The following is a 24,757-nucleotide window of genomic DNA, read 5'->3' as shown; positions in this document are numbered from 1 at the left end:
CGAAAGCCCAACGGCCGGTACCCCGGCAGTCACGATCCTCAAACGCTGGGTGACGGTCGCTAGAGTTGCGATCATGCAGAACGACATCACCGTGGTGGACGCCAAGGAGCAGAGCCGCTACGAGGCGCACGACGCCGACGGCACGCTGATGGGCTTCGTCGACTACCGGTTGCACCCGGGCGTCATCGTCTTCCTCCACGCCGAGACGTTGCCGGAGTTCCGCGGCCGCGGCGTGGCCGGCACGATCGCGACCAAGTCCCTCGACGACGCCCGCGCCGGTGGTCTCCGGGTGAAGCCGGCCTGCCCGTTCTACCAGGACTTCCTCGCCGAGCACACGGAGTACGCCGACCTGGTGAAGGCGGCGCAGCAGTGACCGCACCGGTGCTGGGCAAGCTGGAATGGCAGCCGGCCGCCGAGGTGCCGGAGCTGCTGGCGGCGCCGGTGCGGGATGGGCTCGGCGACCTCCCGGCGTACGCGGCCGGTATCGACCCGGAGCTCGCCGACACCGCGGCCTTCTGCGCGGAGTACGACGTACCGATGGCCGCCTCGGCGAACTGTGTGGTCGTGCTCGGCAAGCGCGCCGGCGAGGAGTCGTACGCCGCGGTGCTGGTGCTGGCCACGGACCGCGCCGACGTGAACGGTGTGATCCGCAAGCACCTCGGCGTCCGGAAGATCTCGTTCGCCGCGCAGGACGACGCGGTCGGCACGACCGGCATGGAGTACGGCGGGATCACGCCGATCGGGCTGCCCGCGGACTGGCCGGTGCTCGTCGACGAGGCGGTCGTGCGGGCCGGACCGGTGGTGATCGGCAGCGGCATCCGCGGCTCGAAGATCCTGATCGACGGCGCGGAGCTGGCCTCGTTGCCGACCGCGGCGGTGCTGGACCTCGCCCAGCACTAAGTCCTGACCGAGCCCGACCGAGCCCTGCCTGAGTCCCGATGGAGCAACACGACTGGCCCGCCGAGTACGCCGAACTGACGGCGGCGGGCCGGCGTGCGCCGCTGCCGCCCGCGGACCTCGACCGGCTCGCGGTCGCCGCCTTCGTGCTCGGGCGCGACGACGAGGTCGCGGCGTACCGGGAGCGGGCCTACGAGGAGCATCTCGCCCGCGGTGACGTGGCGGCCGCGATCCGCAGCGGGTTCTGGCTCGGGTTCCACCTGCAGCAGCACGGCGAGCTCGCGCGGGCCGCGGGATGGCAGGCGCGGATCGAGCGGCTGATCCCCGAGGACAGCCCGCAGCTGGCCGGGATGGTCGCCATGGCCGACGCCGCGCTGCGAATGAACTCCGGTGACCCGGCCGCCGCGCTCCCCCTCTTCGAGCAGAACCTGGGCTGGGCGACCGAACCGGACGCGATCGTGCTGGCCGCACTCGGCCGCGGGAACTGCCTGAACCTGCTCGGGCGCGGCGCCGAGGCGCTCAAGGCGCTGGACGAGGCGATGGTGCAGGTGACCGCCAGCCAGGTCGGCCCGGAGGTCGCCGGGATGGCGTACTGCTCGGTGATCGCGCTGTGCATGAACCTCTACGACATCCGTCGCGCGCAGGAGTGGACGCAGGCGCTGACGGGCTGGTGCGACCAGCAGTCCGGTCTCGTCCCGTACCGCGGGGCGTGTCTGGTGCACCGCGCGCAGATCCTGCAATACCGCGGCGCCTGGTCCGATGCGGCCGATGCGGCCGAGGACGCGTGCCGCCGGCTCTCGGCCGGCGCCGTCGGTTCGGCCTGGTACCGGCTCGCGGAGGTCGAACGCCGTCGCGGGCACGTCGAGGCCGCCGAACGCGCGTACTTGTCGGCGGCGGCGGACGGGATGGACGTCCAGCCCGGTCTCGCCCTGCTGCGAGCCGCGCAGGGCCGGGTCGACCTCGCGATCGCGGGCCTCGAGCGGGCCCTGGCCGAGGACTCGTTCTCCCCGAACCGGCCGCTGCTGCTCGCCGCGCGGGCCGAGCTCGCGGTCTCCAGCGGCGACCGCGAGACCGCCCGCAAGGCGGCCGCCGAGCTGACCGAGCTGGCGCGCGTGGACTCGCCGTACCTGCAGGCTCTGGCGGCGTCCTGCGAGGGCGCGGTGCGGATCGCGTGCGGCGATCCCCGGGGCGCGATCCCGTTGCTGAGACGCGCGTGGTCGCTGTGGCAGCAGCTCGACATGCCGTACGAAGGCGCGCACACCCGGCTGCTGGTCGGGCGGGCATGCCGAGTGCTCGGTGACGTCGACGCCGAGCAGATGGAGATCGACAGCGCGCGGGCCGTGTTCGAGCGACTCGGCGCGGTGGTCGACCTCGCCGCGTTGGAGTCGGACCGCGGCAGCGGGCTCAGTCCCCGAGAGCTCGAAGTACTGCGGTTGCTCGCGACCGGCGCCACGAACCGGGCCGTCGCCGATCAGCTGTTCCTGAGCGAGCGGACGGTCGCCCGGCACGTCAGCAACATCTTCGCGAAGCTCGGTGTGAACAGCCGGGCCGCCGCGACGGCGTACGCCTACGAGAACGGGCTGGCTGGGTAGAAATGACCATTGGCTCTCCGGAAAGTGGCGTCATCGGTTGATGTGCGGGTCCACACCCGAGCCCTAACTTGAGGGTTATGAACAAGGTCGGAACAGTGGTGATCGGTGCGGGACAGGCCGGGCTGGCGATCGGGTACTACCTGCACAAGGACCGCGAGGACTTCGTCGTCCTCGAGGGGAACGAGCGCGTCGGGGACTGCTGGCGGCAGCGGTACGACTCGCTGCGGCTGTTCAGCCTGCCCCGGTACGCGAGCCTGCCGGGGCTGCGGATCGGCACGCAGGACTGCCCGAGCCGTGACGAGATGGCCGACTACCTCCAGCAGTACGCCGTACATCACGAGCTGCCGGTGCGGACCGGCGTACGGGTGACGCGGTTGTCGCGGGACGACGAGGGCTTCCTGGTGGAGACGACAGCTGGCGACTGGAGGGCCGGCAACGTCGTGGTGGCGGCCGGGATGCACGCCGTGCCGCGGTGGCCGTCGTTCGCGGATGAACTCGATCCGTCGATCAAGCAGCTGCACTCGCTGGAGTACCGGAACCCGTCGCAGCTCGCGGACGGGACCGTGCTGGTCGTTGGTGCGGCCAACTCCGGGACCGATATCGCGCTCGAGGCCGTGAAGACGCACCGCACCCTGCTCGCCGGCCGGCACCCGGGACAGGTGCCCGTCGACATCGATTCCGCGGCAGGGCACTTCTTCACGCCGGTCGTGATGTTCCTGTTCAAGTACGTGCTGACCCGCGGTACGCCGATGGGCCGCAAGGCGATCGCGAACGCTGTCCGCAACGGGCTGCCGCTGACGCGCAACAAGCTCGAGCACCTCGACGCGGCCGGGATCGAGCGGATCGGGCGCATCGAGGGGACCCGCGACGGCAGGCCGCTGACCGCCGACGGCGACGTCCTCGGCGACGTCCGGACGGTGGTCTGGTGCACCGGATCGGATCCGGATCACCGGTGGATCGACCTGCCGGTCTTCGACGACAGCGGTCGGCCGCGGCAGGAGCGCGGCGTGTCCACCGACGTACCGGGGCTGTACTTCCTCGGGCTGGACTTCCAGTACGCGATCGCGTCCGCCAGCATCCAGGGCGTGGACCGGGATGCTCGCTTCCTCGTCAAACATCTCGGCCGGCGGACCGTTGCCCGCGCGGTACCTGTGGACAGCCGGTAGCATCTCCCGCTGAAATGGGTGCGTGGCTGGGCGTGGGTCAGGGTGAGTGAGCAGACGGTGAGTGGCGGCGACGGTGGACCGACGGCACTCCGGATCATGCTCGGCGGGCAGTTGCGGCGGATGCGCGAGTCCGCCGGGATCAGTCGCGCCGACGCGGGCTGGCAGATCCGGGCCTCGGAGTCCAAGGTCAGCCGGATGGAGCTCGGCCGCGTCGGGTTCAAGGAACGCGACGTCAGCGACCTGCTCGAGCTGTACGGGATGGCCGACGAGGACGAGCGGTTCCGGTTGATGGAGCTGGCCCGGGCCGCGAACAACCCGGGCTGGTGGTCGCGGTACGGCGACGTGATGCCGAGCTGGTTCGCGAACTACGTCGGGCTCGAGGTCGCCGCGACGCTGATCCGGACGTACGAGGTGATGTTCGTCCCGGGCCTGCTGCAGACGGAGGAGTACGCGCGCGCCGTCGTCCAGATGGGCAAGTCGTTCCTGCCGAACCAGGAGGTCGACCAGCGGGTGGAGCTGCGGGTCACCCGGCAGCAGATCCTGACCCGGCCGAACCCGGCCCGGCTGTGGGTCGTCATCGACGAGTCCGTGCTGCACCGGCCGGTCGGCGGCGAGGAAGTCATGCGGGCCCAGATCGAGCACCTGCTCAAGTGGTCCCAGCAGCCGAACATCACTCTGCAGGTGATGCCGTTCAGCAGCGTCGGCTACCCGGGTGCGGGCGGCGCGTTCAGCTTGCTGCGGTTCCCGGACGGCGACCTGCCGGACATCGTCTACATCGAGCACGCGGCCAGCGCGATGTACCTCGACAAGCTCGAGGAGGTCGACGAGTACGTCGCGATCATGGAAGGCCTGACGATCTCCGCGGCCCCGGTGTCCTCGACCGAGGGCCTGCTGCTGCGGGCCCTCGCGAGGATGTAGCTCAGGCGACCTCGAGGTCGACCTTGATGTTGCCGCGGGTGGCGTTGGAGTAGGGGCACACCTGGTGCGCCTTGGCGACCAGGTCCTCGGCAGTGGGGGTGTCCAGGCCGGGCAGGCTGACCACCAGCGCGACCTCGAGGCCGTAGCCGGCGCCGCCGTCGATCGGGCCGATGCCGACCTCGGCGGTGACGGTCGAGCCGTCCACATCCAGCCGAGCCTTGCGCGCGACGACCTTCAGCGCGCTGTGGAAGCAGGCCGCGTAGCCCGCCGCGAACAGCTGCTCGGGGTTGGTGCCGTTGCCGGTGCCGCCCATCTCGGCCGGCGGCGCGACCACGACGTCGAGCTTGCCGTCATCGGTGGCGACCTTGCCGTCGCGGCCGCCGTTCGCGGTGGCGCGGGCGGTGTACAGAACCTTCTCGACAGCGATTGTCATAACTGGTGTTCTCCGTTTCAGCGAGTGGGGTCGAGCAGGAGCTTGCCGACGGTCCGGCGAGCTCGCAGGTCCTCGTGGGCGGTGGCGACGTCGGACAGCGCATACTCGCCGCCGACGATCGGGCGGAGCTTGCCGCCCGCGGTCAGGTCGAACAGCTCGGCGAGCGGTCCGCCGAGCAGCTGCGGATTCGCGAAGCAGTCGGCCAGCCAGAAACCGGCGATGGTCTTGGAGCCCTTCATCAACCGGCCCGGGTCGATCGGCGCGGCCTGCTGCCGGGACGCGGCGCCGAAGGTGACCAGGCGGCCGAAGCGGGCCAGCGCGGCGAACGACTCGTCCAGGGTCGGGCCGCCGACCATCTCGAGCACGATGTCGACGGGCTTGCCGCCGTTCGCCTCGAGGATGCGGTCCTTCAGGCCCTCCGGCGTACCGTCGATGGCGGCGTCGGCGCCGAGCTCGAGGACCTGCTTGCGCTTGTCCTCCGTGGAGGCGGTCGCGATCACGCGGCCGGCGCCCCAGAGCTTGGCCAGCTGGACGGCGAGCGAGCCGACGCCGCCGGCACCGGCGTGCACGAGGACGGACTCCCCCGGCTGCAAGTGCGTCGACGTCTTCAGCAGGTGCCACGCGGTGGTGCCCTGCAGGACGAGCGCGAGCGCCTGGCCGTCGGTCACGCCCTCCGGCACGTCCCACGCGTACGGCGCGTGCGCCACCGTCTGCTCGGCGTACCCACCGGAACCGACCAGGGCGACCACGCGACGACCGTCGGCCGTGTGCCCGACGACCTCGCCGCCCGGGATGAGCGGAAGCTCGGTCTTCGACAGGTAGCTGTTCTCGACCTGGTGGGTGTCCGCGTAGTTGATGCCCGCGCGGTCGACCGCGATCAGGACCTGCCCGTCGCCGGCGACCGGCTCCGGGACGTCGCTGACCTTCAGGACCTCTGGGCCGCCGAACTCGGTGATCTGAATGGCTCGCATACACCGTACTATACACTGTACGTTAGAGGAGATCGAAGGGAGCTGGGTCACATGGCGCGGACGCCGCGGAACACGCTGAGCGCGGAGCTGATCGTGCGGACCGCGCTCGAGCTGATGGAGGCCAACGGCACCGACGCGTTCAGCGTGCGCGGGGTCGCCGCCGAGCTGGGCGTCGGCCCGATGGCGCTCTACACCTACTTCCGGAACAAGGACGACCTGTACGACGCCGTTCGCGATCACCTGATGGGTCTCCTCCCGGACGTCCCGCCCGACGTGCCGTGGCCGGACCAGGTGCGCGCGGTGTGCCGCTCGCTGCGGCTGCTGATGCTCGAGCACCCTTGCCTTGCGCAACTACTCGCGGGACGCCCGTTGAGCGGTCACGAGACGGCCCGGGTCGCGGAGGGACTTCTCGGCGTACTGCGGGCCGCCGGGTTCGCCCCGGAGACGGCGGCGCGGACCCATACGACGTTGTTCACTTACGTGCTGGGATCGACCTCGTGGGAGATCCAGATGGCCGCCGAGCGCCGTGATCCGGAGGCGTGGCGGCGGTTGCGGGCGTCGATGGAGTCGCTGTCCGCGCGGGACTTCCCGTCCGTGGTGGAGCTCGCGCCGGAGCTCGCGCGCACCACCGGCGGCGACGAGCAGTTCGACTACGGCCTCGACCTGCTGCTCGCCGGACTCAGAACACCATCGTGACGATGGCCAGGACGCCGATGCAGACGATCAGCGCCCGTAACGCGATCGGCGGCAGCCGGCGGCCGTAGCGGGCGCCGAGGAAGCCGCCGATGGTGGAGCCGCCCGCGATCAGCGCGGCGGCGAGCCAGTCGACGTCGGAGACGATCACGAACAGGATCGCGGCGACGGTGTTCACGACCGTGGCCAGGACGTTCTTCAGGCCGTTCATCCGCTGCAGGTTCGAGTCCAGGCCGAGGCCGAGGATCGCCATCAGCAGCACGCCCTGCGCGGCCCCGAAATACCCGCCGTACACACCGGTCGCGAAGACGGCGGGGATCACCCACCACGCCCCGCGGTGCAGGTGCGACGGTGCGTTGATCCACTTCGACAGCCACGGCTGGAACGCGACCAGCAGACAGCCGAGCAGGATCAGCACCGGCACGACGGCGTGGAACGCTGAGTCGGGCAACGTGAGCAGCAGGACTGCCCCGACGATGCCGCCGGCCAGCGACGCCGGCACCAGCCGGAGCATCCGGCCGCGCTGCCCTTGCAGCTCGCGGCGATAGCCGATCGCGCCGGCCGCCGTACCGGGTGCCAGGCCGACCGTGTTGCTGACGTTCGCCAGCACCGGGGGGATGCCGACGGCAAGCAACGCGGGGAAGGTGAGCAGCGTGCCCGACCCCACCACGGCGTTGATCGTTCCCGCGCCCATCCCCGCCAGCAGGACGAACACCGCCTCGAACCATGTCATCGCTGACTGACTTTACGCATTTGATCGAGGTTCCCGCTCATCGGTCCGTCCGTTGGGCAGACAGTATGCGATCGACCTGTCGCCAATCGACAGCACAAGGCCCTCCCCGGGCGATCCCGGGGAGGGCCTTGGATGTTCGTCTCAGCGCTGCGGCGGCTCGGCAGCCGGCGGCTCCTGCGGCGGCAGGTCCTGGGTGGGAGCCGGCGGCGGGACGGCCGGCGCCGACGGCGCGGCCTGGCTGCGGCTGCTCACCGCGGCGGACTCGGCCGCCGCGATCGCCTCGCGGACGGCGTTGTCGGCCTCGGCCACCGCGGATCCACCCGAGCCGTTGCCGACGCCGGCGGTGTCGAGCTCCGGCACCTGGCCGTTCTCGATCTGCGGCGCCTCCCAGTTGCCCTCGGCCTGCTGCGCGATCCCGGCCACCTGGCCGACCGCGCTGCCGAGACCCTTGAGTGCGTCGCCGATCTCGCTCGGCACGATCCACAGCTTGTTCGCGTCGCCCTGGGCGATCGACGGGAGCATCTGCAGGTACTGGTACGCGAGCAGACCCTGGTCCGGCTTGCCGGCGTGGATCGCGTTGAAGACCGTGGTGATGGCCTGCGCCTCACCCTGCGCCTTCAGGATCCGGGCCTGCCGCTCGGCCTCGGCGCGCAGGATGCGGGACTGCTTGTCACCTTCGGCGGTGAGGATCGCGGACTGCTTCTGGCCCTCGGCGGACAGGACCGCCGACTGCCGCATACCTTCCGCGGTGAGGATCGCGGCGCGCTTGTCGCGGTCGGCGCGCATCTGCTTCTCCATCGAGTCCTGGATCGACGGCGGCGGGTCGATCGAGCGCAGCTCGACCCGGTTGACCCGGATACCCCACTTGCCGGTCGCCTCGTCCAGCACGTACCGGAGCTTCTCGTTGATCTCCTCGCGCGAGGTCAGCGTCTGCTCCAGGTCCATGCCGCCGATGATGTTGCGCAGCGTCGTCATGGTCAGCTGCTCGATCGCCTGGATGTAGTTGGAGATCTCGTACGTCGCCCGCACCGGGTCGTTCACCTGGAAGTAGATGACGGAGTCGATCGACACCATCAAGTTGTCCTCGGTGATGACGCCCTGCGGCGGGAACGCGACGACCTGCTCGCGCATGTCGATGGTGTAGCGGACCTTGTCGACGAACGGGGTCAGCAGGTTCAGCCCCGGCTGCAGGCCGGTCTTGAACTTACCGAACCGTTCGACGATGCCGACGGTCTGCTGCTGCACCACCCGGACGGACTTGATGAGTGTGACGATCACCAGTAAGGCGACCAATGCCAGCACTACGAGGAACGCGGTCACTCGACCCTCCACTCGACAGAACGCTCAGGACGGACAGTCTTCCGTATGGACGGGCCATCCCGCGTACCGGTTCCCGGCGCGTCGAGTAGGTCCTGCCGCCCTACTTCCGACAGTACTGCGCGGACAGCTCAGACCTGAGGCGGGTCGTTCGGCTTCGGCGGTTCGGTGGCGTCGAGCTGGTGGTGCAGCGGTTCGCCGACCGGGTACACGACCGCGGTCGCGCCGTCGATCGACATCACCTCGACGCGGGTCCCCGGCGCGATCGTCGACACCTCGTCGTACGGCCGGGCGGTCCAGAGCTCACCGCCGAGCCGGATCGAACCGCCGCCGTCGGGATGGATCTCCTTCACCACCGTGCCGGTGCGGCCGATCACGTGGGCCGAGCCGGTCTTCAGCTCCTGGCCGTGATGGATCTTCCGGACGATCATCGGACGGATCGCGGCGAGCATCGCGGCCGCGGTGACCAGCCCGACGACGATCTGCAGCCAGAGCAGTCCCGGGAAGAACGCCGCCACCCCGGCCGCGGTGAGCGCACCGGCGGCCAGCATCAGCAGCGTGAAGTCGAGCGAGGCCAGCTCGGCCAGACCGAGGACGGCGGCGATCGTCAGCCACGCCGCCCACATGTTGTCCCGCAGCCAATCCATCATTTCCCAAGCCTATCCACGTCGGGGGCTCCCAGCAGATCTTTCGACGCGCCCCGATCCGCCCCCGCTCCCCCGCATTTGCCTGGTTGGCCAGCCAAATTGTGGGTTGTACACCCGGATTCAGGGTGCACAACCCACAAACTCGCTGGCCAACCAGGCAAATGGGGTTCGGTCAGAGGGCGCGGGCGGTGTAGCGGCCGTCTTCCTGCTTGAGGGTGAGGGCGAGGTCGAAGGTCTCGCTGAGGTTCTCGGCGGTGAGGGCCTCGTCCATCGGGCCGGCGGCGACGATGCGGCCCTGCTTGAGCAGCAGGGCGTGGGTGAAGCCGGGCGGAATCTCCTCGACGTGGTGGGTGACGAGCACCATCGCCGGCGCCCCGACCGCGGTGGCGATCGCGCTGAGCGAGCGGACCAGCTGCTCACGTCCGGTCAGATCGAGACCGGCCGCGGGCTCGTCCATCAGCATCAGCTCGGGGTCGGTCATCAGCGCCCGGGCGATCTGCACTCGCTTCCGCTCCCCCTCGGACAGCGTGCCGAACGTCCGGTCGGCCAGGTGCCCGATCCCCAGCTCGGTCAGCAGCGCCGCGGCCCGCTCGTGATCCAGCTCGTCGTACTCCTCGATCCAGCGGCCGAGCACGGCGTACGACGCCGAGACCACGACGTCGGACACCCGCTCGCCTTTCGGCAACCGGTCCGCGAGCGCGGCGCTGGTCAGGCCGATCCGCGGCCGCAACTCGAAGACGTCGACCGCGCCCAGCACCTCACCGAGCAGGCCGGCCACACCGGACGTCGGGTGCAGCTGTGCGGCGAGCACCTGCAGCAGGGTCGTCTTGCCGGCGCCGTTCGGCCCGATCACCACCCACCGGTCGGCCTCGTCGATCGTCCAGTCGATCCCGTCGACCAGCCGCGAGTCACCGCGGACGATCGTCACCCCGGCCAGCTCCACCACTGCAGTCATGCTCAAAACCTAAGGGGTCGCCCTTGCCGATCGGTGATCGGGTGGTGCGAGACTTGCGGGCGTGCTGACGACCTCCGCCTCGCTTCGGTTCACGGTCTGGACGAACGCGATGCTGACCGGTGCCTGCGATCCCGACACCGCCGCGCAGAAGATCCTCGGCGACGACGTCGGTCACCACGTGGCCGGCCTCGCCGGCCACCCCGAGCCGGCCACGCTGCCGGTCGCGCTGAACCTGTTGCGCGCCGCGGGGACGACGCAGGCGCATCTCGCCCTGCCGATCCCCGGCGACCCGATCGGCCTGGCCGGTCCGCCGCCGTTCAACGAGGCCGCGCTGGAGACCGGCGAGGCCGTCGTCCTGACGGGGCCGGAGCTCGGCCTGGTTCCGTCGTACGTCGGTCCCGCGGTCCAGTGGACCGTGCTGCCGGCGGTGTCGCCGCTGCCCGCGGACTTCGGCGAGGCGGATCGCGCACTGCGGATCGCGCTGATCGACGCGGCCGAGTCGCTGGCCGCGCTGGACGTGGCGCGCTGGAAGCCCGAGGTGGCGGACGCGCTGATCGACATCCGCAAGATCGGGCGCGGGCGCGGCGACGATCTGGCGCCGGGGTACGAACCCCGCGCGGTGAAGACCGCCGCGTCCGCGCGCCGCTGCCTCGCCATCGCCGACGCGGCCCTCGAGGACGACGGCGCCGCGGTGACCGGCGCGGAGGCGGACGCCCGGCGACGGGCCCTGCTCGGCCTCGCGGCCGCCGCCCGCCGCGCCCTCGTCGCCGCCTGCGCCCCTCCCGCGCCCTAGCCCCACCCACGCCGCACCCCACCCAACCCCGCCGCGCCACCCCACCCCCGCGTCCGGGCCACTTTGTGCACCAGGTCCGCGCCGCGGGCGCCTCGGCGTACGGATCTCGTGCACAAAGTGGCCGGAATTCGGGCGGTGGGGGCGCCCTGCGCGGGGGTTGGGTAGCGTTCGGGTGGGATGAGTGAGTTCAGTGAGGTTGAGAAGGCGGCGGCGGGTCGGCCGACGGTGCTGGTGACGTTGACGGGCAGCGACCGGCCGGGGCTGACGTCCGCGGTGCTGTCCACACTCGCGACCCGCGGGCTCGAGGTGATCGACGCCGAGCAGGTCGTCCTCCGGGGCCGGCTGATCCTCGGTGTGCTGCTCTCCGCCCCACGCGACCACAAGGACCTGAAGGACGAGCTGAAGGCGCTCGCGAACGTCCTGGACGTCGACATCTCGGTGAAGAAGGGCGTCGGCGACAACGAGCCGCGGCGCAAGGGCCGCAGCCAGGTGACCGTGATCGGGCATCCGCTGTCCGCCGCCGGGCTGGCCGCGGTCGCCGGGCGGATCGCCGACACCGGCGCCAACATCGACCGGATCAGCCGGATGGCGCGCTACCCGGTGACCGCGATGGAGTTCGCCGTGTCCGGCGCCGATCCGGACGCGCTGCGGACCGTGCTCGCGCAGGAAGGCGTCCGGCAGAAGCTCGACATCGCCGTCCAGGACGGCGGTCTGTACCGGCGGGCCAAGCGGCTGATCGTGATGGACGTCGACTCGACGCTCATCCAGGGCGAGGTCATCGAGATGCTCGCCGCCCACGCCGGCCGGCTCGCCGAGGTCGCCGCGGTCACCGAGCAGGCGATGCGCGGCGAGCTCGACTTCGCCGAGTCGCTGCGGCACCGGGTCGCGGCGCTCGAAGGTCTGCCCGCGACCGCCCTCGACGAGGTGTACGCCGCGATCGAGCTGGCGCCCGGCGCACGCACACTGGTCCGGACGCTGAAGCGGCTCGGGTACCAGTTCGCGATCGTCAGCGGCGGATTCAGCCAGATCACCGACAAGCTGGCCGCGGAGCTCGGGATCGACTACGCGAAGGCCAACGAGCTGGAGATCGTCGACGGCACGCTCACCGGCCGCGTCGTCGGCGAGATCGTCGACCGGCCCGGCAAGGCGACCGCGCTGCGCCGGTTCGCCGAGCAGTCCGGTACGCCGCTGACCCAGACCGTGGCGATCGGCGACGGCGCCAACGACCTGGACATGCTGGCCGCCGCCGGCCTCGGCGTCGCGTTCAACGCCAAGCCGGTGGTCCGCGCGGCCGCCGACACGCATCTGAGCGTGCCGTACCTCGACACGATCCTCTATCTGCTCGGCATCACCCGCGAAGAGGTCGAGGCGGCCGACGCCGACACCCCCGCCTGACCACGACGATGGGGCAGGATCGGCGGCATGGACTTCACGCACCGCCCCGCAACCGTTGACGACGCGGCGGCGATCCACCGGCTGATCGCCGCCGCCGAGCAGCGCTGGCACGGACAGACCGACCGGGGCCCGGACGCCGTGGCCGCCGATCTGCGGCGTCCGCTCATCACCCTCGAGCTCGACACCCGCGTGATCGAGGCGCCGGACGGTGAGCTCGTCGCCTGGGCGTGGGTTCACGGCGGGCGGCGCGCGCAGGTCGACGTCCATCCCTCGTACGTCGGTCGCGGCCTCGGGACGCAGCTGCTCGACTGGGCGGAGACGCGCGCTCGCGAGCACGGCAGCGACTGGCTGGCGCAGACAGTCGACGACGCGGACACGGCCGGCACCGACCTGCTCCGCGCCCGCGGGTACGACGTGCTGGCGACCAACTGGTTGCTCGAACGCCCAGTCACCGGCGACGCACCCGTCCTGCCCGAAGGCGTGACGCTGCGGCCGTTCGCGCCGGGTGACGCGCACGTGATCCACCAGGTCGTGCAGGACGCCTTCGACGAGTGGCAGCCGCGGCGGCACGAATACGACGAGTGGGCCGGGACGAGTATCGAGCGCCCGAGCTTCGACCCCGAGGCGTCACCGGTCGCGGTCGCCGGCGACGAGATCGTCGGCGTCGTCATCAGCCTCGATCTCCCCGACTCCCCCGACGGGTACGTCGACCAGGTCGCCGTCCGGCGGGACTTCCGCGGCCGCGGGCTGGCGCGGGCGCTGCTCACCTACGCCGCGGCGGCCGCCGGGCGGCGGGACAAGCAGACGCTGACGCTCTGGACGCACTCCGGGACCGGGGCGCTCGCGATGTACGAGCGGCTCGGGATGTCGGTGCGCCGCAGCACGACGGTTTTCCGTACTGCGCTGTGAGCTGTTGACACGCTGGCGTGAGAGCGCTCACATTGGCCTCATCCACCGCCCCTGGAGGTCGACATGCGGATCCGCCCCCTCGCACTCGCCCTGGTCGTCCCACTGCTCGCCGTCGTCTCGATCGGCGTCGCCGCGCAGGCCGACGTACCCACTCCACCCGCCGGCTGGTCCACGGTGTGGAGTGACGACTTCAACGGGCCCGGCGGCAGTCTGCCGTCGGGCGCGAACTGGATCATCGACACCGGCCACGGCTACCCGGGCGGCCCCGGGAACTGGGGCACCGGCGAGATCCAGAATTACACCAACAGCCCGGACAACGTGTCCCTGGACGGTGCCGGGAACCTCCGGATCACGCCGCGCCGGGACGCGGCCGGCAACTGGACGTCGGCGCGGATCGAGACCCAGCGCGGCGACTTCAAGCCGCCGTCCGGCGGGATCCTCGCGATCGAGAGCCGGATCCAGATGCCGAACGTCACCGGCGACGCCGCGCTCGGCTACTGGCCGGCCTTCTGGGCGCTCGGGTCGCCGTACCGCGGGAACTACTGGAACTGGCCGGGCATCGGCGAGTTCGACATCATGGAGAACGTCAACGGGATCAACTCGGTCTGGGGCGTGCTGCACTGCGGCGTGAACCCCGGCGGCCCGTGCAACGAGACCACCGGCCTCGGCGCCAGCCGCGCGTGCCCGGGCTCGACCTGCCAGTCGGCCTTCCACACGTACCGGTTCGAGTGGGACACGTCGGTCTCGCCGAACCAGTTGCGCTGGTACGTCGACGGCCAGCAGTTCCATACGCTCAGCCAGAGCCAGTTCCCGGCCGACACCTGGTCGAACATGACATCGCACGCCGGCTACTTCGTGCTGCTGAACGTCGCGATCGGCGGCGCGTTCCCGGACGCCCTGAACGGGCCGACGCCGCGCGCGTCGACCGTCCCGGACCGGCCGATGGTCGTCGACTACGTCGCGGTGACCGCCAAGGGCGGCGGCACGACGACTCCCCCGACGACACCGCCGCCGGGCGGCTCCTCGGCGTACAGCACCCTGCAGGCGGAGTCGTACGCGCAGCAGTCGGGCATGGGCCTGGAGACCACGACCGACACCGGTGGCGGCCAGAACCTGATGCAGATCGGCAACGGCGACTGGGCGCTGTACCGCGGGATCGACTTCGGCAGTACGGCGGCGACGCAGTTCGTGGCGCGGGTCGCGTCCGGTGCCGCGGGCGGGGTCAGCGGGCTGGTCGAAGTACGGCTGGACAGCCGCAGCAACGCGCCGATCGGCAGCTTCGCGATCGCCAACACCGGCGGCTGGCAGTCCTGGCGCACCGTCCCCGCCAACATGGCGTCGGTGACCGGCACACACGACGTCTACATCACGTTCACCAGCGGTCAGCCGGCCGACTACGTCAACCTGAACTGGTTCACGTTCGGCCGCTGAGGCTCCCACCACCTATTCTTCGGCTATGTCTGATCTGCAGGGTGGGCCGGGTGCCCTGTTCGCCATCGGCGGCGCCGAGGACAAGTTGAAGAAGCGGACGGTGCTGCAGGAGTTCGTCGACGCGGCGGGCGGGCCGAAGGCGCGGATCGTGGTGGTGCCCACCGCATCCGCATTGGGGCCCGACGTCGTCGACGTGTACCGCGCGCTGTTCGCGGCCCTAGGCGCCGAGAGCGTCGTCGGCGTCCGCCCGGAGAACCGGGAGGACGCCGACGACCCGGCCTTCATCGCCCCGCTGAACGACGCGACCGGCATCTTCATGACCGGCGGCAACCAACTCAAGCTCGCGGGTGTCGTCACCGGCACGGCGTTCGGCCGCGCGGTCACCGCCGCCCACGCGCGCGGCGCGGCCGTCGGCGGTACGTCGGCGGGCGCCAGCATCCTGGCCGAGCACATGATCGCGTTCGGCCGCTCCGGCGCCACCCCACGGCAGCGGATGAGTCAGCTGTCCGGCGGTCTCGGCCTGGTCCAGGGCGCGATCGTCGACCAGCACTTCGCCCAGCGGAACCGGTACGGCCGGCTGCTGTCGCTGGTCGCGCAGTCCCCCGGCCTGCTCGGGATCGGCGTCGACGAGGACACCGCGGCGGTCGTCCGCGGCAGTCACCTGGAGGTCGTCGGGCGCGGTGCGGTGACGATCTTCGACGGCACCCGGATCACGTCGAACGCCCACAACGCCAAGCGGTCCGAGCCGATCCTGGCGTCCGGCGTCGTGCTGCACGTGCTGCCGGCGACCGCGACGTTCGACCTGCAGAACCGGGTGCTGCTGTCGTACGGCCCGCAGCCGGCCGCCTCGGAGTACGCCGAGCTCGCCGCCGCCGAGGCGGACCTGCGCAAGCTCGCGAAGGAGATCGCCGCGGAGGGGGTGTCACCGGCGTACTACGCCGAGCGGAAGCGGCGGGCGGGCCGCCGGGCGAATAGATCTGCCGCGGCCGGGGAATCCAGACCGGAGGCGACCGAGCCCCTGACCAGACCAACACAGGCGGCCGGCGCCGACCCGCTGCACCCTGCGTCCCCCGACCGCACGCTCCCAGAACAGTGACCCCCCAATGACCGAAACCCACGGCACGCCCGCCCCCGACCTGAAGATCATCGAGACCCGCGTGTACCGCGGCCCGAACGTCTGGAGCTACGACCCCGCGATCCACCTGGTCGTGGACCTCGGCTCGCTGGAGAACTTCCCGTCGAACACCATCCCCGGCTTCACCGAGCGGCTGCTCGCCGACCTGCCCCGCCTCGACCAGCACCACTGCTCGCGCGGCCGCAAGGGCGGGTTCATCGAGCGGCTGTACGAAGGCACCTGGCTCGGCCACATCGCCGAGCACGTGTCGCTGCAGCTGCAGCAGGAAGCCGGCCACGACATGCGCCGCGGCAAGACCCGGCAGGTCAAGGGGTCGCCCGGCATCTACAACATCACCTACGCGTACGCCGACGAGGCGGTCGGGCTCGCGGCGGGTGAACTCGCCGTACGGTTCGTGAACAACCTCGTGCACCCGGACCCGGCGTTCGACTTCACCACCGAGCTGGAGAAGTTCATCAAGCAGGCCGAGCGGACCGCGTTCGGCCCGTCGACGCAGGCGATCGTGGACGAGGCGGTGTCCCGGGACATCCCGTGGATCCGGCTGAACAAGGCCAGCCTGGTGCAGCTCGGGCAGGGCGTGCACGCGAAGCGGATCCGGGCCACGATGACGTCCGAGACCGGCTCGATCGCGGTCGACGTCGCCAGCGACAAGGATCTGACCACGCGGCTGCTCGCCTCGGCCGGCCTGCCGGTACCGCGGTCGGAGTCGGTGCGCACGGTGGAGGAGGCGGTCTCGGTCGCCCACAAGATCGGGTACCCGGTGGTGTGCAAGCCGCTCGACGGCAACCACGGCCGCGGCGTCTGCCTGAACCTCCAGGACGCGGATGCCGTCCGCGAGGCGTTCCCGATCGCCGCCGAGCAGTCCCGGCGCGGGTTCGTGATCGTGGAGAACTTCGTCACCGGCAAGGACTACCGGTGCCTGATCATCAACGGCCGGATGGAGGCGATCGCCGAGCGCGTGCCCGCGCACGTCGTCGGCGACGGCATCCACACCGTGGCCGAACTGGTCGACATCACCAACGCCGACCCGCGCCGCGGCGTCGGCCACGAGAAGATCCTCACCCGGATCACGATCAACAACGCGGCCCGCCAGCTGGTCCGCGACCAGGGGTTCGAGCTCGACGACGTGCCGCCCGAGGACGTGATGGTGAAGCTGACGCTCACCGGCAACATGTCCACCGGCGGGATCTCGATCGACCGGACCTGGGAGGCGCACCCGGAGAACGTCGAGATCGCCGAGGAGGCGGCCCGGATGATCGGGCTCGACATCGCCGGGATCGACTTCATCTGCCCCGACATCACCCAGCCGGTGCGCGAGACCGGCGGCGCGATCTGCGAGGTGAACGCGGCGCCCGGGTTCCGGATGCACACCAACCCGACGGTCGGCGAACCGCAGTACATCGCCAAACCCGTGGTGGACATGCTGTTCCCGCCCGGCGCGACCAGCCGGATCCCGATCGTCGCGGTGACCGGCACCAACGGCAAGACGACGACCGCACGGATGATCAGCCACGTCTTCAAGGGGCTCGGCCGCAAGGTCGGGATGACCTCGACCGACGGCATCGTGATCGACGAGCGGCTGGTGATCCGGCAGGACGCCTCCGGCCCGAAGTCCGCGCGAATGGTGCTGCAGAACCCGCGGGTCGACTTCGCGGTGTTCGAGGTGGCACGCGGCGGGATCCTGCGCGAGGGCCTTGGGTACGAGCGCAACGACGTGGCCGTCGTACTGAATGTGCAGCCCGACCACCTCGGGCTGCGCGGCATCGAGACGCTCGAGCAGCTGGCCGACGTGAAGGCCGTGCTGGTCGAGGCGGTGCCGCGGACCGGGTACGCCGTCCTGAACGCCGACGACCCGCTGGTGCGGAAGATGCGGCGCAAGTGCTCGGGGCAGGTCGTGTGGTTCAGCATGGCCGAGCAGGGCAGCGAGATCCGCGACTACATCGAGGGCCACTGCCGGCGCGGCGGGCGCGCCGTGGTGCTGGAGCGGTCGGACCTCGGCGACATGATCGTCGTCAAGCACGGCCGCCGGTCGATGCAGCTCGCGTGGACCCACTTGCTGCCGGCAACGTTCGGCGGGCGCGCGATGATGAACGTGCAGAACGCGATGGCGGCCGCGGCGGCGGCGTTCGCGGCGGGTGCGTCGCTGCACGACATCCGGCAGGGGCTGCGGACGTTCAGCACGTCGTACTACCTGTCGCCGGGCCGGCTGAACGAGATCGACGTCGACGGGCGCAGCGTGATCGTCGACTACTGCCACAACGCGCCGGCGATGCGGATGCTCGGTGACTTCGTCGACCGGCTCGGCGAGAGCCTGAGCGCGTCGTCCGAGGTCGGGCGGCCGTCGCGGATCGGTGTGATCGCGACCGCCGGCGACCGGCGCGACGACGACATCCGCGAGCTCGGCGAGGTCGCCGCACAGCACTTCGACGTGGTCGTGGTCCGCGAGGACGCCCGGCTGCGGGGCCGCAAGCGCGGCGAGTCGGCGGAGCTGGTGACGGCCGGGGTGCGGGCCGCGATGGACAGCGGCGCGCGGTGCCGGCGCGTGGACGTCGTCCTCGACGAGCTCGAGGCGGTCCGGTTCGCGCTGGAGCGGTCGAACCCGGGGGACCTCGTGGTGTTGTGCGTCGATCAGCACCAGTCCGTGCTCGCCGAGCTCGAATCGGTGTCGCATCTCGCGCAGGCCGGGGCCCGGTCGGGTGACGAGGGCGGCGACCCCGACTTCGTGCAACCCGACGAAGAGATCACAGAGGACCCCGCGCGGGAACTTGCCTAGGGCAAGTCTCGTTGGCCGTTGCGTGAAGACGAGGCTATTGCTGCTGTTCGTGCCGTTCCTGTTCGCCGGTTGCGGATCGAATGCGACGCAGGAGGTCGCGGCCGGCGGCCCCGGCGTCCTCGTGGAGGACGCGTGGGTGCGGGCGACGAGCGGTGCGAAGGACACCACGATGACGGCCGCGTTCATGGCGCTGACCAACCCCGGCGACACCGACGTGAAGTTGACCTCGGCAACTTCACCGGTGGCCGGCGTCGTGCAGTTGCACGAGATGGCGACCCAGGACGGCAAGATGGTGATGCGTGAGAAGACCGGCGGGGTCACCGTCCCTGCCGGCTCCCACGCCCATCTCTCCCCCGGCGGCGACCACATCATGCTGATGTCGCTGAAGCACGCCCTGAACCCCGGCGACGAGGTCCCCCTCACCCTGAAGTTCTCCGACAACACCACCCACGACCTCAAAGTCCCCGTCAAAGCCTTCACCGAAGAAGAAGAGCACTACCACCCGACTCCCCAGTGACCACACCCACCAACGGCCCCTCGCGGCGGCGGGTGCTCGGGTTCGGCGGCGTAGCTGCTGCTGGGGTCGTGGCCGGCGCGACGGGTGTTGTTGCCGTTGGCGCCGATCGGGCCACGGTGCAGCCTCCGGCGCGGCCGATCTCGCCGTACGGAACGCATCAGGCAGGGATCGCACGCGTGGCGCCGGCGTCGGCCGAACTGGTGGCGTTCAAGCTGACCACGGATCGGGCCGGGCTGGGACGGCTGATGCGACTGTGGACCAATGACATCGTCGCGCTGGCGGACGGACGTCCCGCACCCGGCGACACCGCGCCGGAGTTGGCGGTCGCGAGCAAAGGGCTGACCGTGACAGTCGGGTTCGGGCCGCGGGTGTTCGACCTGACCGGACAGCGGCCGGCGGGGCTGGACGATCTGCCGGTGCTGCGGCACGACCGGCTGGAAGCCGCCTGGTCGGGCGGGGATCTGCTGGTGATGGTCGGCGCGGACGACGCAGTGAGCGTGGTGCACGCCGTCCGGCGGCTGGTCGCGGACGCCAAGCCGTTCGCCACCCCGGTCTGGCGGCAGACCGGCTTCTGGGACAGCACCGGCCCGAACGGTGAACCGGTCACCGGCCGCAACCTCTTCGGCCAGGTCGACGGCACCGGAAACCCCGCCTTCGGTACGCCGGACTTCGATCGGACCGTCTGGTCGGCCGAGGGCCCCGACTGGTTCCGCGACGGTACGACGCTCGTCGTCCGGCGGATCCGGATGGACCTCGACACCTGGGACGAGCTGACCCGCTCCGAGCAGGAACGCGCCGTCGGCCGCAAGCTCTCCACCGGCGCACCGCTGACCGGCACCGCCGAGCACGACGAACTCGACCTCGAGGCCCGCGACGCCGACGGCCGCCCGGTCATCGCGCAGAACGCCCACGCCCGTCTCTCCCACCATTCCGAGAACGACGGCCGCCGGATCTTCCGCAAAGGCCTCAACTACGTCCACGACACCGGCGCCACCCGCGAGTCCGGCCTGATCTTCCTCAGCCACCAGGCCGACATCGCCGGCCAGTTCCTCCCGCTGCTGACCCGGCTGGACGCCGTCGACGCCCTCAACGAGTGGACGACCACCATCGGCTCCGCCGTCTTCGCCCTCCCGCCCGGTTTCCGGCCCGGCGAGTGGCTCGGCCAGAAACTTCTCAGCTGACCTGTCACCCTGCGACGCTCGTGATGACGTCCGACCCTGGACCGCCTGCAGGTGCCCAGCCCGCGGGGAAGCTGAGGAAGGTCAGGCCCGGGTGGTCGAGCCCTCATCCAGAGAGGCTTCTCCGGCGTGTTGCCGACGGGCGAGCAGACGCCGGCGCGGTTCGATCTCGTCGATCCAGTCGAGGTCGTCGGACAGGACCGCGTCGTTGGACCGGTCGGCGTACGGGTCCGGAGGCGGCGGCGCCGGCGGCAGGGCGCGCAGCTTCAGCGCGACCATCGGAATCGCGAGCAGGACGCCGACCACCAGCCATGGCCAGTACTCGCGCAGCAGCGGCTCGAAGGACTGGAAGAACGCCTCGGTCGAAGCGTTGCCGACGGCGTCCATCGGCTTCCCGGTTGACTGGCTGACCAGCCGGACCGACGCCACGATGCCGAAGCAGACCAGGTAGAACCCGGCCAGCGGGAGCCAGGACCCCACCGACCGCCAGCCGCGCTTCCAGCAAGCGATGTAGAGCAGGAGCGCGAGCCCGGCCCCGACCAGCAGCCCGTTGAGCTGCCACAGCCACCGCCAGTCGGCCAACTGCTCGGCCGGGCGTAGCGCGCTCCACGCAACCGGCAGCGCCAGCGCGAACGCGGCGACCACCGAGCTCCGGGCGCCGAGGGCGCCGAAGAACCCGCCGAGAGCACTTGCCACCAGCAACGTGATCAGCAGGTCGCGCTCGCCGAAGGAGCTCCCGGTCAGCCACCACATGCCCGCGGCAACGACCAGCACCACCGGTACGGCGATCCGGATCCGCCCGATCAGCAGCCCCGCCAGCACCCCGCCGGCGAAGCCGCCGAGCACCACCAGGTCGATCCGCGGCGGCACGAAGGACGTCGTACCCTCCGGCAGGCCCTTCAGGTAGGTCGCGGAGAAGCCGCCCACGAACCAGGCGGCCACCGCGGCCGGGATCGACCACAGGTAGCGCATCACAAACCCCGTTCCCACCCCAACAGTCCCGTTGCAGGGGCGGATGGGGCTAGTGCTGGGCTTTCTCGACCTTGCTCTTCAAGGTCTCCGGTGTGTCGACAGTAGCCCCCTCGGACCGCAACCAGTCGTCAAGACTCGCCCGATGCTGCAGAGACATCACCGCCACCACATCGCCGGGCCGGGCTTCCGCGACCAGCGCCTGCGCCGCCGCCAGCTCGGTCGGGAACGCCGGTACGTCGGTCACGCCGACCGAGGCGGCCCCCTCGCGGAACACCGCCTCGAGCTCCTCCGGCGGCCGTCCGCGCAGGTAGTCGCTCTTGTGGCCGATCGCCACCCGATCGGTGGCCCGCGCGCCCATCGCGCCGAGCGCCGCGACCATGTCGTCGGCCCGGTCCCCCGGCGATCCGAGCGCCAGCATCAGCCGGCCGCCTTCCGGCCGGACGCCGTTCATGATCTCGAGCAGCGCCTCCAGCCCGGCCTCGTTGTGCGCCAGGTCGATGACGACGGTGAAGCCGCGCAGCGAGTACATGTTCATCCGGCCGGGGTTGTTCTCGTTCGGCGCGAACGTGCTCAGCCCCTCGATCACGGCGGCTCGCGGCAACCCGAGGCCGAGCGCGGCCGACGCCGCGGCCAGCGTGTTCTCGACGTTGTAGTGCGACAGCCCGGACAGCGTCATCGGGACGTCGACCACCTTGAGCAGCGGCTCCGGGTCGCGGGCGTTGTCGAGCACCGTGACGAACCCGTCCAGCACGGTCGTCGCGCGGCCGCCCTCGTCGAGCACGGTCCGGATCGACGGCGAGTCGGGGTCGCGGGAGAACACCCAGCACTTGGCCGGCGAGCCCAGCCGCATCGCGAACGTCCGCGGGTCGTCGCCGTTCACCACGCACCAGCCGCGCGGCCGGGTGATCTGGGTGATCACGGCCTTCACCTCGGCGAGCTGGTCGACGGTGTCGATCCCGCCCAGGCCGAGGTGGTCCGCGGTGACGTTGGTCACCACCGACACGTCGTTGTACGCGACGCCGATGCCGCGGCGCAGGATCCCGCCGCGGGCCGTCTCGGTGACCGCGAGCTGGATGCCCGGCTGCGACAGCACCTGTCCTGCCCCGCTCGGGCCCGAGAAGTCGCCGTACTTCACCAGTTCGCCGTCGAAGTACACGCCGTCGGTGCTCGACCAGCCGACGTGCAGCCCGGCGGCCCGCCCGATGTGCGCGATCATCCGCGACGTGGTGGTCTTGCCGTTCGTCCCGGTCACCGCGACCACCGGCACCTTCGGCCGCAGCGTCGGCGGCGGGTTGCCCGGCGGCTCCTCCCGGACCCGTTCCCCGACAGCTGCGATCAGCTCGGTCAGGTCATCGGCCCCGAACGCGTCCAACACGTCGACGATCGCGGTGCCGAGCGCCCGCGCACGGCCCTCGTGCGCCCACGGGAACGCCACCACGAGCCGCCGTACGTCGGCCTCCGGCCGGACCCGGACACCGATCCGGCCGATCCCGGCCTCACGGGCGATCCGGCGGACGACGTGGCCGACCACCCGGATCGCGAACCGCTGCCGGAAGCCGGACCCGATCCGCCCCGGACGGGTGGCGCCGAGGCCGATCGCCTGCGCGTAGGCCTTCGCCGCTGGTGCGGGCGCGTCCGCGATCGCCGACACGTCCAGCGTCAGCTTGATCGCCGCGCGACTGAAGTAGAGGTTGGCGCCGTCGAGAACGCGGAGCTCCACCAAAGACGTTGCCACTACGCTCCCATCGCGTGGTAACCGCCGTCGACGTGCACGATCTCGCCGGTCGTCGCGGGGAAGAAGTCACTGAGCAGGGCGACGATCGTCCGCCCGGTGGGCTCGAGGTCCGACGGGTCCCAGCCCAGCGGGGCCCGGTCCAGCCACGGCTCCTCGAACTTCTCGAAGCCCGGGATCGCCTTCGCGGCCAGGGTCTTCAGCGGACCGGCCGACACCAGGTTGCAGCGGATGCCCTGGGCGCCGAGGTCACGCGCCAGGTACCGGCTGGTGGATTCGAGGGCTGCCTTGGCCACGCCCATCCAGTCGTACCCGGGCCAGGCCACGGTCGCGTCGAAGGTCATCCCGACGACGCTGCCGCCGCGGCTCATCAGCGGCGCGCAGGTGACCGCGAGCGCCTTCAGGCTGTACGCCGACACGTGCACGGCCTGCGCCACGTCGTCCCACGGGCCGTCCAGGAACTTGCCGCCGAGGATCGTCTCCGGGTTGCCGTACGCGATCGAGTGCACGACTCCGTCCAGCCCGTCGACGTGCTCGCGGACGGCGTCCGGCAGCGCGGCCAGGTGCTCGGGGTTCGTGACGTCGAGCTCCAGGACCGGTGGCTCGGTCGGCAGCCGCTTCGCGATCCGCTTGGTGATGCTCAGCGCGCGGCCGAAGTTCGAGATCAGCACGGTCGCGCCCTGTTCCTGCGCGACCTTGGCCGTGGCGAAGCCGATCGACGAGTCGAGGGTGACTCCGGCGACCAGGATCCGCTTGCCGTCGAGGATGCCCACCGGCATGCCCCTTTCTGCCCGAAGATAGAACGGTCTGGAAGTGATGAAGTGTCAGTTGCCCATGCCGATGCCGCCGTCGACCGGGATCACCGCGCCGGTGATGTAGCCGGCCTCCTCCGACGACAGCCAGCGGACCGCGTTCGCGATCTCTTCGGTCAGGCCGAAGCGGCCGAGCGGGATCTGGCTCAGGTACTGCTTCTGGGTCTCCTCCGGCAGCACCGCGGTCATGTCGGTCTCGACGAAGCCGGGGGCGACCACGTTCGCGGTGATGCCGCGGCTGCCCAGCTCGCGGGCGATCGAACGGGCCATGCCGATCAGGCCGGACTTGCTGGCCGCGTAGTTCACCTGGCCGGGCGAGCCGAGCAGGCCGACCACCGACGAGATGAACACGATCCGGCCCTTGCGCAGCCGCAGCATGCCCTTCGCGGCCCGGCGGGCGACCCGGAACGAGCCGGTGAGGTTGGTCTGCAGGACCGCGTCCCAGTCGTCGTCGGACATCCGCAGCAGCAGCGTGTCGCGGGTGATGCCGGCGTTGGCCACCAGCACCTCGACCGGCCCGTGCTGCTCCGCGATCGTGTCGAACGCGGCGTCGACCTGCTCCTGGTCGGTGATGTCGCACTTGACCCCGAGGAAGCCCTCCGGCGGCGGGCTGGTGTTGTACGTGACCGCGACCTGGTCGCCCGCTTCCTTGAACGCGGTCGCGATCGCCAGCCCGATCCCGCGGCTACCGCCGGTCACCAACACTGACCTACCCACAAGCCCTCCTCACATCGCCGGACGGAGGAACGCTATCCCACCGGGGCGGGTGCTCCCGACCCCGCGGGAGG

General features: G+C 71.0%; 24 protein-coding genes. 14 read left to right on the top strand and 10 right to left on the bottom strand.

What is annotated here, in order from left to right; translation table 11 throughout:
* Positions 1-73 precede the first annotated feature (73 nt).
* The 5 genes from ABZX12_RS07035 to ABZX12_RS07015 all read left to right on the top strand — a co-directional run bounded on the left by ABZX12_RS07035 (position 74) and on the right by ABZX12_RS07015 (position 4,573).
* Positions 74-373 carry a GNAT family N-acetyltransferase gene (locus ABZX12_RS07035; RefSeq protein WP_355690603.1) on the top strand — a complete coding sequence of 100 codons (300 nt, stop codon included), beginning with the start codon at positions 74-76 and terminating at the stop codon, positions 371-373.
* Complete coding sequence (locus tag ABZX12_RS07030) at positions 370-900, top strand: YbaK/EbsC family protein (RefSeq protein WP_355690602.1); 531 nt, start codon at positions 370-372, stop codon at positions 898-900. Before ABZX12_RS07035 ends, ABZX12_RS07030 begins: the two co-directional genes overlap by 4 nt.
* 38 nt (positions 901-938) lie before the next feature.
* Positions 939-2,489 (top strand): LuxR C-terminal-related transcriptional regulator, encoded by a 1,551-nt coding sequence (locus tag ABZX12_RS07025; protein WP_355690600.1) that lies wholly within the window; start codon positions 939-941, stop codon positions 2,487-2,489.
* Between the two features lie 77 nt (positions 2,490-2,566).
* Positions 2,567-3,655, top strand: a complete 1,089-nt coding sequence (locus tag ABZX12_RS07020; RefSeq protein WP_355690598.1) for an NAD(P)/FAD-dependent oxidoreductase — start codon at positions 2,567-2,569, stop codon at positions 3,653-3,655.
* A gap of 96 nt (positions 3,656-3,751) precedes the next feature.
* Positions 3,752-4,573 (top strand): helix-turn-helix transcriptional regulator, encoded by an 822-nt coding sequence (locus ABZX12_RS07015; protein ID WP_355691317.1) that lies wholly within the window; start codon positions 3,752-3,754, stop codon positions 4,571-4,573.
* Position 4,574: 1 nt separating this feature from the next.
* Here ABZX12_RS07015 and ABZX12_RS07010 read toward each other — a convergent pair whose 3' ends face one another.
* Together ABZX12_RS07010 and ABZX12_RS07005 are read right to left on the bottom strand one after the other, a co-directional pair.
* Positions 4,575-5,006, bottom strand: a complete 432-nt coding sequence (locus ABZX12_RS07010; protein WP_355690596.1) for an organic hydroperoxide resistance protein — start codon at positions 5,004-5,006, stop codon at positions 4,575-4,577.
* Between the two features lie 17 nt (positions 5,007-5,023).
* The gene (locus tag ABZX12_RS07005; protein ID WP_355690594.1) at positions 5,024-5,977 is read right to left on the bottom strand and encodes a zinc-binding dehydrogenase; all 954 of its coding nucleotides are present in this window, start codon (positions 5,975-5,977) and stop codon (positions 5,024-5,026) included.
* 51 nt (positions 5,978-6,028) lie between these two features.
* On the opposite strand from ABZX12_RS07005, the gene ABZX12_RS07000 reads away from it, so the two are divergent.
* Positions 6,029-6,673, top strand: coding sequence for a TetR/AcrR family transcriptional regulator (locus ABZX12_RS07000; RefSeq protein ID WP_355690593.1), 645 nt, complete (start codon positions 6,029-6,031; stop codon positions 6,671-6,673).
* On the opposite strand, the gene ABZX12_RS06995 is transcribed toward ABZX12_RS07000, so the two are convergent.
* From ABZX12_RS06995 to ABZX12_RS06980, 4 genes are all read right to left on the bottom strand, one after another.
* Positions 6,657-7,403 carry a sulfite exporter TauE/SafE family protein gene (locus ABZX12_RS06995; protein ID WP_355690591.1) on the bottom strand — a complete coding sequence of 249 codons (747 nt, stop codon included), beginning with the start codon at positions 7,401-7,403 and terminating at the stop codon, positions 6,657-6,659. The genes ABZX12_RS07000 and ABZX12_RS06995 overlap by 17 nt on opposite strands.
* Before the next feature lie 141 nt (positions 7,404-7,544).
* Positions 7,545-8,723 carry an SPFH domain-containing protein gene (locus tag ABZX12_RS06990; RefSeq protein WP_355690590.1) on the bottom strand — a complete coding sequence of 393 codons (1,179 nt, stop codon included), beginning with the start codon at positions 8,721-8,723 and terminating at the stop codon, positions 7,545-7,547.
* 128 nt (positions 8,724-8,851) lie between these two features.
* Complete coding sequence (locus tag ABZX12_RS06985; RefSeq protein ID WP_355690588.1) at positions 8,852-9,370, bottom strand: NfeD family protein; 519 nt, start codon at positions 9,368-9,370, stop codon at positions 8,852-8,854.
* A 169-nt stretch (positions 9,371-9,539) separates the two neighbouring features.
* Positions 9,540-10,322: an ABC transporter ATP-binding protein gene (locus ABZX12_RS06980; RefSeq protein ID WP_355479411.1), complete on the bottom strand. Its 783-nt coding sequence runs from the start codon at positions 10,320-10,322 to the stop codon at positions 9,540-9,542.
* Between the two features lie 61 nt (positions 10,323-10,383).
* Between ABZX12_RS06980 and ABZX12_RS06975 the strand changes: the two genes are divergently transcribed.
* The 8 genes from ABZX12_RS06975 (at position 10,384) to ABZX12_RS06940 (ending at position 20,456) form a co-directional block, all read left to right on the top strand.
* A complete protein-coding gene (locus ABZX12_RS06975) occupies positions 10,384-11,115 on the top strand; it encodes a hypothetical protein (protein WP_355690586.1) in 732 nt (243 codons plus the stop codon).
* Between the two features lie 177 nt (positions 11,116-11,292).
* Positions 11,293-12,510, top strand: coding sequence for a phosphoserine phosphatase SerB (gene serB / locus ABZX12_RS06970; protein WP_355690584.1), 1,218 nt, complete (start codon positions 11,293-11,295; stop codon positions 12,508-12,510).
* A 27-nt stretch (positions 12,511-12,537) separates the two neighbouring features.
* On the top strand, positions 12,538-13,419 hold the full coding sequence (locus ABZX12_RS06965) for a GNAT family N-acetyltransferase (RefSeq protein WP_355690582.1): 882 nt from the start codon (positions 12,538-12,540) through the stop codon (positions 13,417-13,419).
* 63 nt (positions 13,420-13,482) lie between these two features.
* A complete protein-coding gene (locus ABZX12_RS06960; RefSeq protein ID WP_355690580.1) occupies positions 13,483-14,850 on the top strand; it encodes a glycoside hydrolase family 16 protein in 1,368 nt (455 codons plus the stop codon).
* A 25-nt stretch (positions 14,851-14,875) separates the two neighbouring features.
* The gene (locus ABZX12_RS06955; protein ID WP_355690578.1) at positions 14,876-15,946 is read left to right on the top strand and encodes a cyanophycinase; all 1,071 of its coding nucleotides are present in this window, start codon (positions 14,876-14,878) and stop codon (positions 15,944-15,946) included.
* 7 nt (positions 15,947-15,953) lie between these two features.
* Positions 15,954-18,758, top strand: coding sequence for a cyanophycin synthetase (gene cphA / locus ABZX12_RS06950; protein WP_355690576.1), 2,805 nt, complete (start codon positions 15,954-15,956; stop codon positions 18,756-18,758).
* A gap of 22 nt (positions 18,759-18,780) precedes the next feature.
* Positions 18,781-19,275, top strand: a complete 495-nt coding sequence (locus tag ABZX12_RS06945) for a copper chaperone PCu(A)C (protein ID WP_355690575.1) — start codon at positions 18,781-18,783, stop codon at positions 19,273-19,275.
* Entirely contained in the window at positions 19,272-20,456 is a 1,185-nt protein-coding gene (locus ABZX12_RS06940; protein WP_355690573.1) for a Dyp-type peroxidase, read from the top strand. Before ABZX12_RS06945 ends, ABZX12_RS06940 begins: the two co-directional genes overlap by 4 nt.
* Positions 20,457-20,537: 81 nt before the next feature.
* Here the strand turns inward: ABZX12_RS06940 and ABZX12_RS06935 are convergent, their stop codons facing one another.
* From ABZX12_RS06935 to fabG, 4 genes are read right to left on the bottom strand one after another with little or no spacing between them, the layout of a single operon-like run.
* Positions 20,538-21,443 (bottom strand): hypothetical protein, encoded by a 906-nt coding sequence (locus ABZX12_RS06935; RefSeq protein ID WP_355690571.1) that lies wholly within the window; start codon positions 21,441-21,443, stop codon positions 20,538-20,540.
* Between the two features lie 31 nt (positions 21,444-21,474).
* Positions 21,475-23,160, bottom strand: a complete 1,686-nt coding sequence (locus ABZX12_RS06930) for a Mur ligase family protein (protein WP_355690569.1) — start codon at positions 23,158-23,160, stop codon at positions 21,475-21,477.
* On the bottom strand, positions 23,160-23,936 hold the full coding sequence (gene fabI / locus ABZX12_RS06925) for an enoyl-ACP reductase FabI (protein WP_355690567.1): 777 nt from the start codon (positions 23,934-23,936) through the stop codon (positions 23,160-23,162). The genes ABZX12_RS06930 and fabI overlap by 1 nt, the downstream gene beginning before the upstream one ends.
* 45 nt (positions 23,937-23,981) lie before the next feature.
* On the bottom strand, positions 23,982-24,686 hold the full coding sequence (gene fabG, locus ABZX12_RS06920) for a 3-oxoacyl-[acyl-carrier-protein] reductase (protein WP_355690565.1): 705 nt from the start codon (positions 24,684-24,686) through the stop codon (positions 23,982-23,984).
* Positions 24,687-24,757: the final 71 nt, after the last annotated feature.

Origin of the sequence: Kribbella sp. NPDC003505, assembly GCF_040610875.1 — a bacterium.
Lineage (GTDB): Bacteria > Actinomycetota > Actinomycetes > Propionibacteriales > Kribbellaceae > Kribbella.
The sequence above is the reverse complement of the archived record's forward strand: the minus strand, read 5'-3'. Positions and strand labels throughout refer to the sequence as shown.

Bases quoted from the DNA above. Each gene is read 5' to 3' on its own strand.
- ABZX12_RS07035 (WP_355690603.1), top strand. From the start codon at position 74: ATGCAGAACGACATCACCGTGGTGGACGCCAAGGAGCAGAGCCGCTAC.
- ABZX12_RS07025 (WP_355690600.1), top strand. From the start codon at position 939: ATGGAGCAACACGACTGGCCCGCCGAGTACGCCGAACTGACGGCGGCG.
- ABZX12_RS07020 (WP_355690598.1), top strand. From the start codon at position 2,567: ATGAACAAGGTCGGAACAGTGGTGATCGGTGCGGGACAGGCCGGGCTG.
- ABZX12_RS07015 (WP_355691317.1), top strand. From the start codon at position 3,752: ATGCTCGGCGGGCAGTTGCGGCGGATGCGCGAGTCCGCCGGGATCAGT.
- ABZX12_RS07010 (WP_355690596.1), bottom strand. From the start codon at position 5,006: ATGACAATCGCTGTCGAGAAGGTTCTGTACACCGCCCGCGCCACCGCG.
- ABZX12_RS07005 (WP_355690594.1), bottom strand. From the start codon at position 5,977: ATGCGAGCCATTCAGATCACCGAGTTCGGCGGCCCAGAGGTCCTGAAG.
- ABZX12_RS07000 (WP_355690593.1), top strand. From the start codon at position 6,029: ATGGCGCGGACGCCGCGGAACACGCTGAGCGCGGAGCTGATCGTGCGG.
- ABZX12_RS06995 (WP_355690591.1), bottom strand. From the start codon at position 7,403: ATGACATGGTTCGAGGCGGTGTTCGTCCTGCTGGCGGGGATGGGCGCG.
- ABZX12_RS06985 (WP_355690588.1), bottom strand. From the start codon at position 9,370: ATGATGGATTGGCTGCGGGACAACATGTGGGCGGCGTGGCTGACGATC.
- ABZX12_RS06980 (WP_355479411.1), bottom strand. From the start codon at position 10,322: ATGACTGCAGTGGTGGAGCTGGCCGGGGTGACGATCGTCCGCGGTGAC.
- serB (WP_355690584.1), top strand. From the start codon at position 11,293: ATGAGTGAGTTCAGTGAGGTTGAGAAGGCGGCGGCGGGTCGGCCGACG.
- ABZX12_RS06965 (WP_355690582.1), top strand. From the start codon at position 12,538: ATGGACTTCACGCACCGCCCCGCAACCGTTGACGACGCGGCGGCGATC.
- ABZX12_RS06960 (WP_355690580.1), top strand. From the start codon at position 13,483: ATGCGGATCCGCCCCCTCGCACTCGCCCTGGTCGTCCCACTGCTCGCC.
- ABZX12_RS06955 (WP_355690578.1), top strand. From the start codon at position 14,876: ATGTCTGATCTGCAGGGTGGGCCGGGTGCCCTGTTCGCCATCGGCGGC.
- cphA (WP_355690576.1), top strand. From the start codon at position 15,954: ATGACCGAAACCCACGGCACGCCCGCCCCCGACCTGAAGATCATCGAG.
- fabI (WP_355690567.1), bottom strand. From the start codon at position 23,936: ATGCCGGTGGGCATCCTCGACGGCAAGCGGATCCTGGTCGCCGGAGTC.